Annotated in this window: 15 protein-coding genes; 10 read left to right on the forward strand and 5 right to left on the reverse strand. The window is 68.3% G+C overall.

Features of this window, described 5'->3' with window-relative positions; genetic code table 11:
- Nucleotides 1–38: 38 nt before the first annotated feature.
- Nucleotides 39–2,327, forward strand: a complete 2,289-nt coding sequence (aceA, locus tag ACXMYJ_RS00230; protein ID WP_460353119.1) for an isocitrate lyase ICL2 — start codon at nt 39–41, stop codon at nt 2,325–2,327.
- Nucleotides 2,328–2,444: 117 nt separating this feature from the next.
- Here the strand turns inward: aceA and ACXMYJ_RS00235 are convergent, their stop codons facing one another.
- Nucleotides 2,445–3,242 (reverse strand): SDR family NAD(P)-dependent oxidoreductase, encoded by a 798-nt coding sequence (locus tag ACXMYJ_RS00235; protein WP_460353122.1) that lies wholly within the window; start codon nt 3,240–3,242, stop codon nt 2,445–2,447.
- A gap of 10 nt (nt 3,243–3,252) precedes the next feature.
- On the opposite strand from ACXMYJ_RS00235, the gene ACXMYJ_RS00240 reads away from it, so the two are divergent.
- On the forward strand, nt 3,253–4,233 hold the full coding sequence (locus ACXMYJ_RS00240) for an aldehyde dehydrogenase family protein (protein ID WP_443188153.1): 981 nt from the start codon (nt 3,253–3,255) through the stop codon (nt 4,231–4,233).
- A gap of 2 nt (nt 4,234–4,235) precedes the next feature.
- A complete protein-coding gene (locus ACXMYJ_RS00245) occupies nt 4,236–4,976 on the forward strand; it encodes an enoyl-CoA hydratase/isomerase family protein (RefSeq protein ID WP_460353125.1) in 741 nt (246 codons plus the stop codon).
- A gap of 16 nt (nt 4,977–4,992) precedes the next feature.
- Here the strand turns inward: ACXMYJ_RS00245 and ACXMYJ_RS00250 are convergent, their stop codons facing one another.
- Nucleotides 4,993–5,769, reverse strand: coding sequence for an O-succinylbenzoate-CoA synthase (locus tag ACXMYJ_RS00250; protein ID WP_460353127.1), 777 nt, complete (start codon nt 5,767–5,769; stop codon nt 4,993–4,995).
- 35 nt (nt 5,770–5,804) lie between these two features.
- Between ACXMYJ_RS00250 and ACXMYJ_RS00255 the strand changes: the two genes are divergently transcribed.
- Nucleotides 5,805–6,548 carry a glutamine amidotransferase gene (locus tag ACXMYJ_RS00255; protein WP_443188156.1) on the forward strand — a complete coding sequence of 248 codons (744 nt, stop codon included), beginning with the start codon at nt 5,805–5,807 and terminating at the stop codon, nt 6,546–6,548.
- Nucleotides 6,549–6,572: 24 nt separating this feature from the next.
- On the opposite strand, the gene ACXMYJ_RS00260 is transcribed toward ACXMYJ_RS00255, so the two are convergent.
- Nucleotides 6,573–6,866, reverse strand: a complete 294-nt coding sequence (locus tag ACXMYJ_RS00260; RefSeq protein ID WP_260752856.1) for a Dabb family protein — start codon at nt 6,864–6,866, stop codon at nt 6,573–6,575.
- Between the two features lie 220 nt (nt 6,867–7,086).
- Between ACXMYJ_RS00260 and ACXMYJ_RS00265 the strand changes: the two genes are divergently transcribed.
- Both ACXMYJ_RS00265 and ACXMYJ_RS00270 read left to right on the forward strand, forming a co-directional pair.
- The gene (locus tag ACXMYJ_RS00265) at nt 7,087–7,677 is read left to right on the forward strand and encodes a TetR/AcrR family transcriptional regulator (RefSeq protein WP_443188158.1); all 591 of its coding nucleotides are present in this window, start codon (nt 7,087–7,089) and stop codon (nt 7,675–7,677) included.
- The gene (locus ACXMYJ_RS00270; RefSeq protein WP_443188159.1) at nt 7,674–9,050 is read left to right on the forward strand and encodes a hypothetical protein; all 1,377 of its coding nucleotides are present in this window, start codon (nt 7,674–7,676) and stop codon (nt 9,048–9,050) included. The genes ACXMYJ_RS00265 and ACXMYJ_RS00270 overlap by 4 nt, the downstream gene beginning before the upstream one ends.
- On the opposite strand, the gene ACXMYJ_RS00275 is transcribed toward ACXMYJ_RS00270, so the two are convergent.
- On the reverse strand, nt 9,051–9,734 hold the full coding sequence (locus ACXMYJ_RS00275; protein ID WP_260752853.1) for an Rv0518 family GDSL lipase: 684 nt from the start codon (nt 9,732–9,734) through the stop codon (nt 9,051–9,053).
- Nucleotides 9,735–9,794: 60 nt separating this feature from the next.
- A complete protein-coding gene (locus ACXMYJ_RS00280; protein WP_460353131.1) occupies nt 9,795–11,015 on the reverse strand; it encodes an acyltransferase family protein in 1,221 nt (406 codons plus the stop codon).
- A 274-nt stretch (nt 11,016–11,289) separates the two neighbouring features.
- On the opposite strand from ACXMYJ_RS00280, the gene ACXMYJ_RS00285 reads away from it, so the two are divergent.
- The 4 genes from ACXMYJ_RS00285 to ACXMYJ_RS00300 are packed head-to-tail and all read left to right on the forward strand — an operon-like array spanning nt 11,290 to nt 15,635.
- Nucleotides 11,290–12,465, forward strand: a complete 1,176-nt coding sequence (locus tag ACXMYJ_RS00285) for a PP2C family protein-serine/threonine phosphatase (protein ID WP_260752850.1) — start codon at nt 11,290–11,292, stop codon at nt 12,463–12,465.
- On the forward strand, nt 12,462–14,063 hold the full coding sequence (locus tag ACXMYJ_RS00290; RefSeq protein WP_443188161.1) for a sensor histidine kinase: 1,602 nt from the start codon (nt 12,462–12,464) through the stop codon (nt 14,061–14,063). Before ACXMYJ_RS00285 ends, ACXMYJ_RS00290 begins: the two co-directional genes overlap by 4 nt.
- Nucleotides 14,060–14,500, forward strand: coding sequence for a response regulator (locus ACXMYJ_RS00295; protein WP_011780199.1), 441 nt, complete (start codon nt 14,060–14,062; stop codon nt 14,498–14,500). Before ACXMYJ_RS00290 ends, ACXMYJ_RS00295 begins: the two co-directional genes overlap by 4 nt.
- A gap of 1 nt (nt 14,501) precedes the next feature.
- The gene (locus tag ACXMYJ_RS00300; protein ID WP_460353135.1) at nt 14,502–15,635 is read left to right on the forward strand and encodes an alkaline phosphatase family protein; all 1,134 of its coding nucleotides are present in this window, start codon (nt 14,502–14,504) and stop codon (nt 15,633–15,635) included.
- The last annotated feature ends 183 nt before the right edge of the window (nt 15,636–15,818 follow it).

Here is a 15,818-nt window from a genome sequence, read left to right on the forward strand (position 1 = left end):
AGTGTTCACCCGCGCCGTCTTGCGCCGTAGGGTGTGTCATGGCCATCATCGAAGCTGACCTTCAGCCCCAGACACCGTTCGAGCACGATGTCGCCGAGACGCAGCGATACTTCGACAGCCCGCGATTCGACGGCATCATCCGTCTCTATACGGCGCGGCAGGTCGCCGAACAGCGCGGCACGATCCCTGCCGACTATCCGACCGCCCGTGAGGCGGCGACCGCGTTCTACCCGCACCTGCGCGAACTGTTCGCCAACGGCAGGAGCATCACCACGTTCGGCCCCTACTCCCCCGGCCAGGCCGTGGTGATGAAGCGGATGGGCATCGAGGGCATCTACCTCGGCGGCTGGGCGACCTCGGCCAAAGGCTCCATCTCCGAGGACCCGGGCCCCGACCTGGCCAGCTATCCGCTCAGCCAGGTGCCGGAGGAGGCCGCCGGCATCGTGCGGGCACTGCTGACCGCGGACCGCAACCAGCAGTACCTGCGTCTGCAGATGAGCGAGGAACAGCGGAAGACGACACCGGCCTACGATTACCGGCCGTTCATCATCGCCGACGCCGACACCGGACACGGCGGGGACCCGCACGTACGCAACCTGATCCGGCGTTTCGTCGAGGCCGGGGTTCCGGGCTACCACATCGAAGACCAGCGTCCCGGCACCAAGAAATGCGGACATCAGGGCGGCAAGGTGCTGGTGCCGTCGGACGAGCAGATCAAGCGGCTCAATGCCGCGCGGTTCCAGCTCGACGTCATGCGAGTGCCGGGCATCATCGTCGCCCGCACCGACGCCGAGGCGGCCAACCTGATCGACAGTCGCGCCGACGAACGCGACCAGCCGTTCCTGCTCGGCGCGACCAACCTGAAGACCCCGTCGTACAAGTCGTGCTACCTGGCGATGATGCGCAGGTTCTACGACAAGGGCGTCACCGAGCTCAACGGCCATCTGCTCTACGCGTTGCCCGACGGTGAGTACGCCACTGCCGAGGCGTGGCTGGAGCGCCAGGGGCTGCTGGCGGTCATCGACGATGCTGCCGCGGGATGGCAGGACGGCACCGAGCCGTCACTGGACGCGGTGTTCGACGAGGTGGAGTCGCGCTTCGTCGACGCGTGGCAGGACGACGCCGGACTCAACACCTACGGCGGCGCCGTGGCCGAGCTGCTGGAATTCCGGGAACGCGAAGGTGAGCCCTCGGCGATGAGCGTGGCCGAATGGCGGGCCTTTGCCGAGCGGGCGCCGCTGTACACGGCCAGGGAGAAAGCCAAGGAACTGGGCGCCGACGTGGCCTGGGACTGCGAGCGGGTCAAGACGCCCGAGGGCTACTACCAGGTCCGCGGCGGCATCCCGTACGCGATCGCGAAGTCGTTGGCGGCCGCCCCGTTCGCCGACGTCCTGTGGATGGAGACCAAGACCGCGGATCTGGCCGACGCCAAGCAGTTCGCCGACGCCATCCACGCCGTCTACCCCGACAAGATGCTCGCCTACAACCTGTCGCCGTCGTTCAACTGGGACACCACCGGCATGTCCGACGAGGAGATGCGGGCGTTTCCCGAGGAGATCGGCAAGATGGGGTTCGTCTTCAACTTCATCACCTACGGCGGCCATCAGGTCGACGGCGTGGCCTCCGAGGAGTTCGCGACGTCGCTGCGCCAGGAGGGCATGCTCGCGCTGGCCCGGCTGCAGCGCAAGATGCGGCTCGTCGAATCTCCGTACCGCACACCGCAGACACTCGTCGGCGGGCCGCGCAGCGATGCGGCGCTGGCTGCGTCGTCGGGACGGACGGCGACCACCAAGGCGATGGGCAAGGGTTCGACCCAGCACCAGCATCTGGTGCAGACCGAGGTGCCCAAGAAGCTGCTTGAGGAGTGGCTGGGACTGTGGAGTGAGCACTACGAGCTGCCGGAACGGTTGCATGTGCAGTTACGGCCGCGGCGTGCCGGTTCGGACGTGCTGGACCTGCAGATCCTCGGTGACAGCGAGGATCCGCTGGCCAACGTCGTCGTCGACCCGATCAAGGACCGGCACGGCCGCAGCATTCTGACCGTCCGAGACCAGAACACGTTCGCCGAGCAGATGCGGAAGAAGCGGTTGATGGACCTGATCCATCTGTGGCTGATCCACCGCTTCAAGGCCGAGATCGTCTACTACGTGACGCCGACCGAGGACAACATCTATCAGACCGAGAAGATGAAGTCGCACGGCATCTTCAGCGACGTCTACCAGGAGGTCGGCGAGATCATCGTCGCCGACGTGAACCAGCCGCGCATCGACGAACTGCTGGCCCCCGACCGCAAGGCGCTGCTGCGGCTGATCAGCAAGCAGGACTGAGCGGGGGTTCCAGGCCCGGCGAATCACAGGTATCCACGTTCTGCAGGGAAAGTGCGAGTAGCCGTCTGAAAAAGGTGGATACCTGTGGCTGCTGTGTCCTGCAGCCTGGAAGGTGGGTCAGTGCGCGGTCCAACCGCCGTCGACCAGCAACGACGTACCGGTGGTCAGCGACGACGCCGGACTGGCCAGGTAGGCCACCGCCGCCGCGACCTCGTCCACCGTGCCGAGCCGGCGCAGCGGGATCTCGCCGAGCACCCAGTCCCGGAACTGCGGCTCTGCGAGGCTGCGCGCGGTCAACTCGGTCTCGATGAACGTCGGCGCGACGGTGTTCACCCGGATCCGCTCGCCGGCCAGTTCCAGTGCCAGCGCCTTGGTCATGCCCTCGAGAGCCCACTTCGAGCCGCAGTACAGCGTGCGCTGCGGTCCTCCGACATGTCCCATCTGTGAGCTGATCGACACGATCGATCCGCCCTGGCCGTGCTCGCGCATGCGCGCGACGGCCTGCTGCGTGACGAACAGCGCGGCTTCGACGTTCACCGCCATCACCGCCGAATAGGTGTGCCGGGTGATCTCGTCCAGGCGCTGGGGGATGTTGCGTCCGGCGCTGTTGACCAATACGTCGACGCGGTGACCGGCCATCACCGACCTCACGAACGAGATGTCGGTGACGTCGCCGACGTGGACGTTCGCCGCGCCGCCGTATTCGGTTGCGAGCTCGGCTGTTTCGTCCAGCGACTTGGCCGTGCGGCCGACCAGGTGCAGTGTTGCGCCCAGTCGCGACAGCGCCACCGCCGAGGCGCGGCCGATGCCCGACCCCGCGCCGGTCACCCACGCATGCCGACCGGTCAGGGACGCCCCGCCGACGAGGGCATCGACCGCGGCGTCGCTCAAGAGCGTCGCCCCGGCGTTGGCCACGGGAAACAGCGTGGTACTCAAGCCATCTGAGCAGACCCCGCTGACCGCGCTGCTGATCGGCGAGCTTGCGCTGGAGGCGGGGATCCCGCCCGGCGTGTTGAACGTCATCCCCGGTCTGGGGCCGGTGGCCGGCGCGGGTCTGGCCGAGCATCCGATGGTCGACAAAGTCGTGTTCACAGGCGGGACGGAGGTCGGCCGGATCATCTCGGTGGCCACCGCGTCGCGTTTCGCGAAGTCGACGGTGGAATTGGGCGGCAAGACCCCGGTCCTGGTGTTCGATGACGTGCCCACCGAGGTTTCGGCGCGGGGCGCCGCGTTCGGCGGTTTCGTCGGCGCCGGACAGACCTGCATCGCAGGAACCCGAATCCTGGTGCAGGAAACCGTATACGACGATTTCGTGGCCGCGCTGGCGGCCCAGGCCGAACGAATCCGGATCGGTGATCCGAGTGAAGCGCAGACCCAGCTTGGCCCGGTCATCTCCGAACGTGCCCGCCAGCGCATCCTGAACTACGTCGAGATCGGCGTTTCCGAAGGGGCGAGGCTGGCCACCGGCGGTGTGGCCGTCGACGTGCCGGGTCTCGACGGCTTCTTCGTTGCGCCGACCGTGCTCGCCGACGTCACCAACCAGATGCGCGTCGCGCGGGAGGAGATCTTCGGCCCCGTCCTGGTGGTGATCCCGTTCAAGGACGAGGCCGATGCCATCGCCATCGCCAACGACTCCCCGTACGGTCTCGGTTCGTCGATCTGGACTCGCGACGTGGCGCGGGCGCACCGCGTCGCCTCGAAGTTGGAGCACGGCATCGTATGGGTCAACGACCACCACCGGCTTGACCCGTGTTCACCGTGGGGCGGTGTGCGTGAAAGCGGCCACGGCCGCGAAGGCGGTACCGAGTCGTTCGACGACTTCACCCATGTGCGCGCGGTGACGGTGCGGACCGCCCCGGACGACGTCGACTGGTACGGCGGCGTAGCGTTGGAAAGGCTGAACTGAAAATGACTGTCACCCAAGATGTCTGGACCGTTCCGGGGCTTAAGGTCGAGCGGGACGGCGCCGTGCTGACGGTCCGTCTGGACAGTCCCGGCGGCAATCTGATGACGATGGACATGTGCGATGCCTTGGCCGGTATCCTCACCACGCCACCTGACGGGGTGCACGTGTTGGTGCTGTCTGCCGCCGGGGACAGCTTCTGCCTCGGGCGGGAGCGAACCGCAGCGACACCCGACGATCTCCCGGGCGAGGTTCGCCGACTGATTGCAGTCAACGACGCGCTGGCGGCGACACCCCTGGTGACCGTGGCCCGGGTCCACGGTGACGCTGCCGGGTTCGGGGTGGGCCTGGCGGCGCTGTGCGACGTCGCCGTCGCGACCCGTGCCGCCCGCTTCAGCTTCCCCGAGGTGCGGATCAACCTGGCGCCGGCTCTGGTGCTGGCCTGGCTCCCCCACATGGTGGGCCGTCGTGCCGCATTCTGGCTGACCGCCAGTGGCGCACCGGTCAGCGGTGAGGAGGCTGTCAGCATCGGCCTGATCAACGAGGCGGTCGGCGACGTGGACACGCTCGACGCGGTGATCGCCCAGAAGGTCGACGTGCTGCTGGCGGCTGCGCCGCGAGTGCACACCGAGATCCGGGCGATGCTGCGTTCGGTGGAATCGTTGTCCGAACGCCAGTCCTACGAACTGGCCGCCGATCGGCTGGTGCTGGGCTCGCTGCGTAGGTTGCACACCTCGGCCGGCTGACGCGGCCTGGCCACCGCTATAGCAGCGCGGCGGCGCGGTGCAGCAGGGCGCGCCACCGCCCCAGCGTGGCAGGGTCGCTGACCGCGACGCGGGCCAGCCGTTGCGGGTCCGGCCCTGCCGGCATCGGCGCCGCAGGCAGAAAACCGTCTGTCGGCACGAGGGAGCGTGACACGGAGACGACATCGTGATCGGCCAGCCATTGCGGCACCGGCCCGAGGAGCATCGGTGCCTCGGGCAGCGCGGCGGCCAGCGCGAGGTCGGCGGCCAGCCCGATGCTCGTCACGCCGGTGAACGCCACCGCGCACGGCATGCCCAGCCGCTCGGCCCGTCGCAGCGCGCGCCGCACTCCCCCGAGCGCCCCGCACCGCAGGATCGCGACGTCGGCGCACGTGGGATCCACCGCCAGCAGCTCCGCATCGACGGCGAGGCGCACGTCGACGCGCCGCCGGATCAGGCCGGCGTCGGCGGCGTCGCGGCAGACCAGCTCCACGAGCCCGACATGGGCGTGCCGCGCGATTTGGGAAAGGGCGGCGTCGACGTCGTCGACCTCGACCACGGCCCGCCCAGCGCCGTCACCGACCGGCACCCGGCCCCGAACGGCGTCCGGCCAGCCGACCGTGCTCGGCTCCATGGCCGCGGTCAGCCAGCGTGCCGCGAGCGCGTCGTCGGCACCGGCGGGCGGGCTGAACTCGCCCCAGCCCTGGGGTCCGTCGAGCAGCACTCCCTCCCGCGTGCCGGCGGCGGTGGGGACGGCGAACACCGGGGCGTCGTCGAAATCGATGAAGGTTCTCACTGACCGACAACGTAGCCCGTCGATACGCTTACGCCGTGGCCGACGCCGCGTTTCTGCTGTTGTCGATCCGCGGGGAGGACGAAGCCGCGGACGACGAGTATGCGGCGATGATGCGGTTCTCCGGATTGGACGAGGCTGGACTGCGCCGCGTCCGGCTGACCCACGAGGAACTCGGTGCGGTCGACCTCGCGAGGTGGTCGGGCATCATCCTCGGCGGCGGGCCCTACAACGTCAGCGACGAGCCCGGTGCGAAATCTGCGACGCAGCGCCGGGTGGAGGCAGAGTTGGCCGCGTTGCTCGCCGAGGTGATCGCGACGGACTTTCCGTTCCTGGGCTGCTGTTACGGCATCGGCACCGTCGGCGCGGCGGTCGGCGCGGTGATCGACCGGTCCTACAGCGAGCCGGTCGGCGGGATGACCGTCCATCTGACCGACGACGGCCACCGAGACCCGCTGTTCGCCGGATTGCCGCACACCTTCGACGCGTTCGGCGGACACAAGGAGGCCGCGACGCGGCTGCCGGCTCATGTCGTCCGGCTCGCGCGCTCGGTGGACTGCCCCGTGCAGGCGTTCCGGGTCGGGGCCAACGTCTATGCCACGCAGTTCCATCCCGAGCTCGACGTCGACGGCCTGTGCACCCGCATCGAGGTCTACAAGAACCACGGCTACTTCGCCCCCGAGACGGCGCAGGCGCTCAAAGACGATGCGCGGCAACGGTCCGTGATGCACCCGATGACGGTCCTGCGGCGGTTCGTGCAGCGGTACCGGCGGGCGGGCTAGCGGGTTGCGCCGGCCCGTCCGGTCTCAGCTCGACGGGATCTCGAATTGCGCGCGGGCGATCTGTTCGATGAAAGGCGCCAGCCGCGACCGTAATTCGTTGTGCGCGGGATCCTCGTCGTAACCGCGGTAGGCGGCGACGTCCTCGAAGTCGGCGACGATCACGAAGTCCCAGTTGCCGTCGCGCAGGCCGGCGTCGGAGCCCACGGTGTAGCGCACGGTGCCGGGGCAGTTCAACGCCCGCAGGCCGTTCTGGATGCGTTCCACTTCGGCGGCGTCGTAGCCGGTCGTCAACTTCGCCAGAACCACGTTTCGGATCACGGCCGAACCCTAACAGGGCCACACGCACCTACCTAGTTTCTTGCGCAGCTGCGTGTGACGGTCCGAGACCTGCTGTACTGCAGGCGGTTACGGCGCATCCACATCGCCAAGTCGCGTGGGCCCAAGGTGATGGACGCCGACAAGGGGCGCCCGGCACTTGGCGCTATTTGTCAGATAGAAACGGTTGTGTAGCTACACCATAGTTTCTATAGTGAGGGGCGTGCACAGACGGACGCTGGATCAGCTGATCGGCGACTGCCGAGCCGCGGTCCTGACGGAGGCTGCCGAGTCAGGGATCGGCCGGCTCTCCGTTGAGGGCGTCGCCCGGCGCGCCGGAGTGGCGAAGACGTCGATCTACCGGCACTGGCCCACGGTCGAGGACCTGCTCCTCGACGCGTTAGACGACGCTTACCCCGTCGAGCAGCCCTCCCCGACGGGCGGCGATCTACGGGCCGACCTGTTGCGGTCGCTTGACCTGCTCACGGCGTGGCTGAGCGGGCCGTCGGCACCTGCGGTGGCCGCCGTCCTCGCCGACCGTCGACGACGGCCTGATCTCGCCGAGGCGTTGTACAGCCGCGTCTTCCACTCACACGGTGGACGCTTCACGCGTGTGGTCCTCGAGCACTACGCCGCCCTCGGCGAGATCGACGGCCGGCTGGTGACACCGGTGGTCTGCGACATAGGTGAGGCGCTGGTGATCAAGCACCAGATCGACACCGGCGACCTGCCCGACGACGCCGTCCGGGCCGCCATTGTCGACCAGGCGATCCTGCCCGCAGTCGGGTTCAGCCCCAGGAAAGGAACGCGGTGACGATCCGGATCGACGTGGACTGGGACACTGTCGAGCGCATATCGCAGACCACCCTCACCACACACCTGTGGACTGCTCCCCCGCTGCGGCGGAGCTCGCCGATCCACGACAAGGCCTTCCGGGCGTTACGCGACCTCAACGCCGACCTGGCCCGATTCCTGCCCTGGTTCTCACATCCGCGGATCTCGGTCCCGGCGCTGAACCCGCCGACGACGACCGAAACATCGTGGAACTTCGAGCTTCTCGATCCCTTCGTGGCCGACTTCATGGAGGCCACGCAGGGGCGGCAGGTGGTGATGAACTTCGCCACCATCCCGGCATGGATGTTCACCGCAGATGTCCCAAATCTCCCCGAGGACCCCGATGAGATCGTCTGGAACTACGAGGCAGGTGCCGAACTGCGCGATCCCACCTGCGCTGAGGTGGCCGACTACTTCTTCCGGATCGCCAGCTGGTACATCGCCGGCGGATTCACCGATGAACTCGGGCAGTGGCACGAATCCGGCCACCGCTACCGCTTCGACTATTGGGAGGTGTTGTGCGAGCCGGATATGCGCGGCATGTCACCGCAGACCTACACCAAGCTGTACGACGCGGTGGTGACCCGGCTCCGCCCGTTGGATCCCGAGATGAAGTTCGTCGGGTTGTCGTTGACGCACCTGCACCGGGATCCCGAATACTTCTGGCAGTTCCTCGATCCGGCCAATCACGACGACGGCGCAGCGCCCGATGCCATCTCCTACCACTTCTACGCCCACCCGGAGATCGTGAATCCCTACTCCCGCGAAGGGAATCCACCGTTCAAACAGTGGCGTGACGTGTTCTTCGCACAGGCCGACGCATTCGTCGAGCAGGCACGCTTCATCGAATCGATCCGCCGGCGGATCGCCCCGGCCACCCAGACCTTCGTCAACGAGATCGGCACCTTCACCCCTGAGGTGATGGACCCGGCACCCGACATCCCGGACGAGTACTGGGAGCTCAGCGCGGCCGTGCAGTCCTACCTCTGGGCGCAACTGGTCAGGCTGGGCGTCGATCTCGTCGGTGTCGCCGAGTTCGTCGGTTACCCCGGTATGATCCCCGGTGTCACGCTGCTCGACTGGGCCACCGGCGAGCCCAATGCGCGCTACCGCGCCCTCGAACTGTTGATGCAGCACTTCGGACCGGGTGATTCCGTGGTGTCCACCGCCACCGCCACCGGCGAACCGCAGATGCCCGACCCCCGGGTGTGCGCACAGGGCTTCGTGAGCCCAGACGGCACACGCAGACTTCTGCTGATCAACAAGACCGCGGCACCCGTGGAGATATCCCCACCGTCGGGCCCCGGCTCGCTGTGCCTCGACGCGTACGCCGTGCAGGTGCTCACTCTCTGATCAGAAGGGATGCAATTTGGCGCTGATGAGCGGCGCGATCTTCCCGGCCATGTAGGCGTGCCCGGCGTCGGTGGGGTGCACGCCGTCCGCGCCGATCAGCTCGGGGCGCCCGACGAACCAGCGCGCGGCGATCGGGTCGAAGAACGTCGCCCCGGCCAACTCGGCCTGATATTTCAGCACATCGCGCACGCGCACGATCTCCGGCGGCGGATCCGCTGTCGGCCAAGGGGGTCCGATCACCAGCAGGTCGGCAGTGCGCGCGATCCGGCGAGCCAGGGAGAACGTGCCATACATCGCGATCGACAGCCGCGTCGGGTCGGCCTTCATGTCGTTGCGGGAACCGAAGAACACCACCAGCACGTCGCTGGGTTTGACCGCGCGCACGGTCAGGTCCTCGTACACGCTGCCGCGGTTGCCGCGCGTGCAGTACCCGGCGCCGCCCTCGGCGGCCACCGTCGGCGTCACCGCGATCCCGTGCTCGGTCAGCATCCTCCACACCTGGGGCGACCAGCCTTTCGAACCGTTGCCGCCCTGGTCGCTACCGGTGGTGTACGAATCACCGATCACCGAGACGCGGTTTCCGGCGAACTCGGTGAGGCGCACCTCGCGCTGCTGCGGAGCGTGGGCATACCCGCAGGCGAGCAGCACCGCGAAGGAAAGCACCACTGTCAGAAGGCGACTCACCGGACCAGCCTAATTTCACCGGCGCCGCGACCGCCGTTCGACTCGCCGTCGGGGGCACCGCTATCCGGCCCGCGCGACTGATTGCAGCCGTACCGCTGCCGGCTCGGTGCGCTCAGCCGGTTGCGCGGAACGCGGCTCCTTCGCTTCGACCATGCGGCGCATCCACCGCCGGGCCGGTTCCTCGACCAGGTGGTAGAGCATGGCCGACGCGACACCCGACACCAGGATGAGCCCGACGACGACGAGTTTGGCCCACCAGCTCGGGACGAGATGGATGTCGAATTGCAGGACAGTCCAGTTCCACACCGTGTGCACGATCTCGTGAATCATGTAGAGGCCGAACGAGATGTGCCCGAGGTAGACCATCACCCGGGTGGACAGCAGGGCCGGCAGCGTGCCCGCGCCGATCGACAATGCGATCACCAGCGGCACGAACAGCACGTCCACCAGGGCGCCGCCGTCGAGCATGTCGCCGGGCGGGTTCGCGTCCAGCAGGTACAACCCGCCGACGATCGCGGCGCCCAGCAGCAGCGATGCCACGCCCGCGGTCCGGCGCATCCGGTCGGTGAGTACGAGTTTGCGCACGGCCGCGCACGCCAGCGCCCCGGCGGTGAACTGCATGACGATGCGTGGCAGCCAGCTCCACGGCGTGTAGAACACCCCGTGCGCCAGCAGCAGCAGGGTCGGCGCCATCGCGGCGGCCACGGCCAGCCAGATCAGCCCGCGGGCCCGCGACGCGGCCGCGATCCGGAAGATGACCAGCACCAGTCCGCCGAACAACAGGTAGGCCAACCATTCCGCGCTGATCGACCAGGCGGGCCCGTTCCAGCTCGACCCGTCGAAATACGGCTGGAACCACAGCTGGGTCAGCAGCACCTGTTTGAGCCAGCTCAACGCGTTCAGCGACTCGATCACCGGCGGCGGCAGCGGGTATCCGCCGACGTAGAGCGTGAAGACCGCGAACGCGGCGGCCAGGTGCATCGTCACCAGATACACCGGCCACACCCGGGCCAGCCGCAGCCACAGGAACCGCAGGGTCGACCGTGTCGACCAACTCTCCCCCATGCGATCCAGGTAGTTCCACGTCAGCACGAACCCGCTGAGGATGAAGAACAGGTCGACGCCCTGGGCGCCCGCGTTCAGGATCGGCGCCAGCGCGGTGGTGGCGCCGGGCGCCGCCTCGGCGAGCATCGGCCGGAAATGGAACAGCACCACCCAGAGCGCGGCGACGATGCGCAAGCCGGACAAGGCTCTGATCTCTCCGGTGCGCACACGACTCATTTCGTAAGATTCCAGGCAGCTTTTCGCGGTCAGCGTCGTCGGTGACGGTCCCGGCCGTGACTCGGGAGACGGCGAACGCGGCAGGGCCGCCCACCCCGTGATCTCATACCGGCGACCGGTCGCAGGTTACCAGCGACCGTCCCGCGCACAGGGGACGCAACGCCGCGGCACGCCTTGTCCTTCGCGTGGGACGCGCCCGGGTATTCTCCAGAAATTGTCAATCAAACAGATCCCCGCGTCCGTGCGGCGCGGGTCAACGGGGGTGTCGGTTCACATGCTCGCCCCGAGTAACGGCGACACGCTGTCGCTGCTCCTCGTGGAGGACGATCGCGCAGACGCGATCCTGGTCGAAGAGTTGATCGCCGACGCCGGGGCCGACATCTGCGTGGTCTGGGCCGAATCGATGGCGCGGGCCGAGCAGGAGATCTCGATCGCCCGGCCCGACTGCATCCTGCTGGACCTGCACCTGCACGACACCCACGGGATCGACGGGGTCAACCGCATCGCCAAACACGACCCGGCCATCCCGATCGTCGTGCTCACCGGACTCAACGACGAACACGTCGGCGTGTCGGCGGTTTCGGCGGGCGCGCAGGACTATCTGGTCAAGGACCGGGTCGATCCCGAGGTGCTGCGCCGCGCGGTGCTGTACGCGATCGAACGCAAGCGGGCCGAGCTCACCGCGGTCGACCTGCACGCCAGCCAGCTGCGGGCCCGCGAAAACGCCCGGCTCGAACGCGGGTTGCTGCCCTCGCCGCTGCTGCTCGACGATCCAGGCGTCGAGATCGTCACCCAGTATCGGCCCAGCCGGGAGAACGCGCTGCTCGGCGGCGACTTCTACGATTTCGTCCAGACGCCGGACCGCACGGTGCACGTGATGATCGGCGACGTGGCCGGTCACGGCGCCGATGAGGCCGCGCTCGGGGTGGCGCTGCGCATCGCGTGGCGGGCGCTGACCTTCGCCGGGCTGCGCGGCGCGGACCGGATGAAACAGCTGGAGCGGATCCTGCGCGCCGAGCGCGCTGGTCGCGGCATCTTCGCGACGGTGCTCAGCCTCGCGATCCCGCCGGAGGGTCCGATGATCACCGCGGTGCGGGCCGGCCATCCGGGCATGCTGTTGCACGGCCAGGGCACCGTCGACTGGGTCGAACCGCCGGGCGGCCCGGCGCTGGGCCTGCACGGACGCGACTGGGAGCCCCAGCAGATCGAGTTGCCGCCGGGCAAGGGGCTGGTGTTGCTGACCGACGGCCTGTTCGAGGGACACATCGGCCGTGGCAACGAGCGTCTCGGTGAACACGGCCTGCTCGAGTTGGCGCGCTCGCTGGCCGCGCTACCCGGACGCGCATTCGTCGACGCGCTCATCGACGCCGTCGAGGAGCGGGCGGCGTCGCACGGCGGGATCGCCGACGACATCGCGGTGGTGCGGGTGGAACGGACGGCACGCGCATGAGCCCCGACCAGCGCGGCGTGCGCGCCCTCACGGTGCAGGGCTGGCAGTACCTGGTGCTGTCGGTGATGGGCCTGGTGGTGCTGCTCGGCGGTGTGACGGTGGCGGTGCTGCTCAACCGCACCGATCACCTGTCCGGTCAGGTCATCAACCAGATCCAGCCGGCGCGGGTGGCCGCCTACCAGCTGCAGGCCGCGCTGCGCGACCAGGAGACCGCGGTGCGCGGCTACCTGATCACCGCGGACCGTCAGTTTCTGGTGCCCTACGACGAGGGCCGCGCCCTCGAACAACAGGCCGCGGCCGACATCCGCCAACTCGAGCAGGATCGTCCCGACCTGCTCGACGATCTCGACGCGATCGAGCAGGCCTCTGGCGCGTGGCGCGTCGAGTACGCCGAGCCGGTGATCGCCGAGGTTCGCCCGGGCGCCCCCGGCCCGGTCAACCCCGCCCTGACCGAGATCGGCAAGAACGATTTCGACACGCTGCGCGCGCTTTTCGCCACGCAGAACGAGCACCTGGCACAGGCCCGCACCGACGGTGTCGCCGAGCTCGAGCGGGTGCGGACCCTGCGCAACGCGGTGCTGCTGGCGATAGCGGTGACATTCGTGGTGACCATCGTGGCGCTGGCGGTGCTGCTGCGCGTCGCGCTGGTGCGGCCGCTGTCCCGGCTGGCCGCCGCGTGCCGGCGCATCGCCGAGGGTAACTTCGGTGAGCGGATCGTCGCGCAGGGGCCGCGCGATATCCGGCTTATCAGTCTTGATGTCGAGCACATGCGCCAACGGATTGTCGCCGAACTCGAGGCGTCGCGCGAGGCCAACGAGACCCTCGACATCCACGCCGAGGAATTGCGCCGGTCCAACGCCGAGCTGGAACAGTTCGCCTATGTGGCCTCCCACGACCTGCAGGAGCCGTTGCGCAAGGTCGCCTCGTTCTGCCAGCTGCTGGAGAAGCGCTACGGCGACAAGCTCGACGAACGCGGTGTCGAGTACATCGGGTTCGCGGTTGACGGCGCCAAACGCATGCAGGTCCTCATCAACGATCTGCTGACCTTCTCGCGGGTGGGACGGCTCAACGCCACCGAAGCCGACGTCGACCTCGGCACCGTGCTCGACACCGCGCTGGGCAACCTGTCCACCGCGGTCGAGGAGTCCGGAGCGGTCATCCAGCGGCCGGCGGGCGGGCTGCCGACGGTCAAGGGCGACCCCACGCTGCTGACCATGCTGTGGCAGAACCTGGTCGGCAACGCGGTGAAGTTCCGCCGCGAGGGGGTGGCCCCGCGCGTCGTCATCGACGTGGTCCGGGAGGTCGCCGACGGCGACGGGAACCAGGCGGACAACTGGTCGTTCACCGTGACCGACAACGGCATCGGCATCGCGCCCGAGTTCGCCGACAAGGTATTCGTGATCTTCCAGCGCCTGCACGGCCGCGACGCGTACACCGGCACGGGCATCGGGCTCGCCCTGTGCAAGAAGATCGTCGAACACCACGGCGGCGCCATCTGGATCGACACGGCGCACACCGGTGGCACCCGGTTCCATTTCACGTTGCCGATCACCGCGGATGACACGGCACCCAGACTCCTGGAAGGATCGACCACATGACTCCGGCTGAACGCGCCATCGACGTCCTGCTCATCGAGGACGACCCCGGGGACGAGCTGATCACGCGGGAAGCGTTCGAGCACAACAAGATCAAGAACACCTTGCACGTCGCCCACGACGGCGAGGAAGGCCTGGACTTTCTGTACCGGCGCGGCGCCTACACCGATGCGCCTCGTCCGGACCTGGTCCTGCTAGACCTGAACCTGCCGAAGTACGACGGTCGCCAGCTGCTCGAGCAGATCAAGTCCGACCCTGACCTGAGCCACATCCCGGTGGTGGTGCTGACCACCTCGTCGGCCGAAGAGGACATTTTGCGCAGCTACAAGCTGCACGCCAACGCCTACGTCACCAAGCCGGTCGACCTGGACCAGTTCATGAACGCGGTACGCCAGATCGACGAGTTCTTCGTGCAGGTGGTCCGGCTTCCACAGTTCTGACGTGGAGCTGCCCCGTCCGGATCCGGCGCTACCGCACCTGGCCGACGTCGCGCCCTCGGTGCTGGCGGCGATGGGCGTGACGGGGTTCGAACCGCGTATCGCGCTGCCCTACGATGTGGCCGGCGCGTGTGTGCTGCTGATCGACGGGCTGGGCGCCGAACTGCTCGATACCTACGCTGCCGACGCACCGGTGCTCGCCGGACTGCGCGGTGCCACCCTGCAGGTCGGTTTCCCCTCGACCACCGCGGCCGGGCTGGCCGCGGTGGGGACCGGGTGCCGCTCCGGGCAGCACGGCATGGTAGGGATGTCCTTCCGTCTGCCCGACATCGGGGTGATCAACGCGCTGCGATGGCGGCCGCATCCCTGGGGCGGTGACCTGCGTGAGAAGGCCGTTCCGGAGGCCGTGCAACCGCAGGCCACGGTGTTCGAACGGGCCTCATCGGCCGGTGCTGCGGTCTCGGTGATCTCGGGCGCCCAGTTCGCCGGTTCGGGACTGACCCGCGCGGTGCTGCGTGGTGGCACCTACCGAGGTGTGCACGCGATGGGCGACCTGGCGGACACCATCGGTGCGGTGATCACCGGTCGGGGCTTCTGCTACGGGTACCACGCCGACCTCGACCTGGTCGGACATCTGCACGGGCCCGGTTCGCCGGCGTGGCGCCTGCAGTTGCGGCAGGTGGACACCATGGTCGAATCGATCGTCGAGAATCTGCCCGTCGGGGGTCTGCTCGCGGTGGTGGCCGACCACGGCATGGTCGAGCTCGACGACAGCGCAGTGGATCTCGACGCAGTCTCCGAACTCTCCGACGGGGTGGACGCGCTCGGCGGCGAGGTGCGGGCCCGCCACATCTATACCCGGCCCGGTGCCACCGACGAGGTGCTGGCGACCTGGCGCACCGCTCTCGGTGACAGGGCGTGGGTCGTCACCCGCGACGAGGCGGTGGCGGCGGGCTGGTTCGGCGAACGCGTCACCGATGAGGTCCGACCGCGGATCGGTGACGTGGTGGCCGCCGCCCGGGGCTGCTCGGGTCTGCTGCGCCGCAGTGCCGAACCCCTAGAGTCGTCGCTGGTGGGACAGCATGGGTCGCTGACGGACGCCGAGCAGCGGATCCCGCTGTTGCTGGCGCATCGCTGAGCGGCCGCACAGCACCTCGCGGTCCATCCTGCAGCAAACCCGCACACCATCCGCGCCGGAGAATGCGCGAGTGCTCTCGCATTCCCTGGAAATTCGCGTAATGCCCTGAACTGCAATGGGATTGAGAACCGAAAAGTGCTACCGAGATGTCCTGCGACTACGGGCGCTGCACAACGTTTTTCG

The organism is Mycobacterium sp. ZZG, from assembly GCF_054786995.1.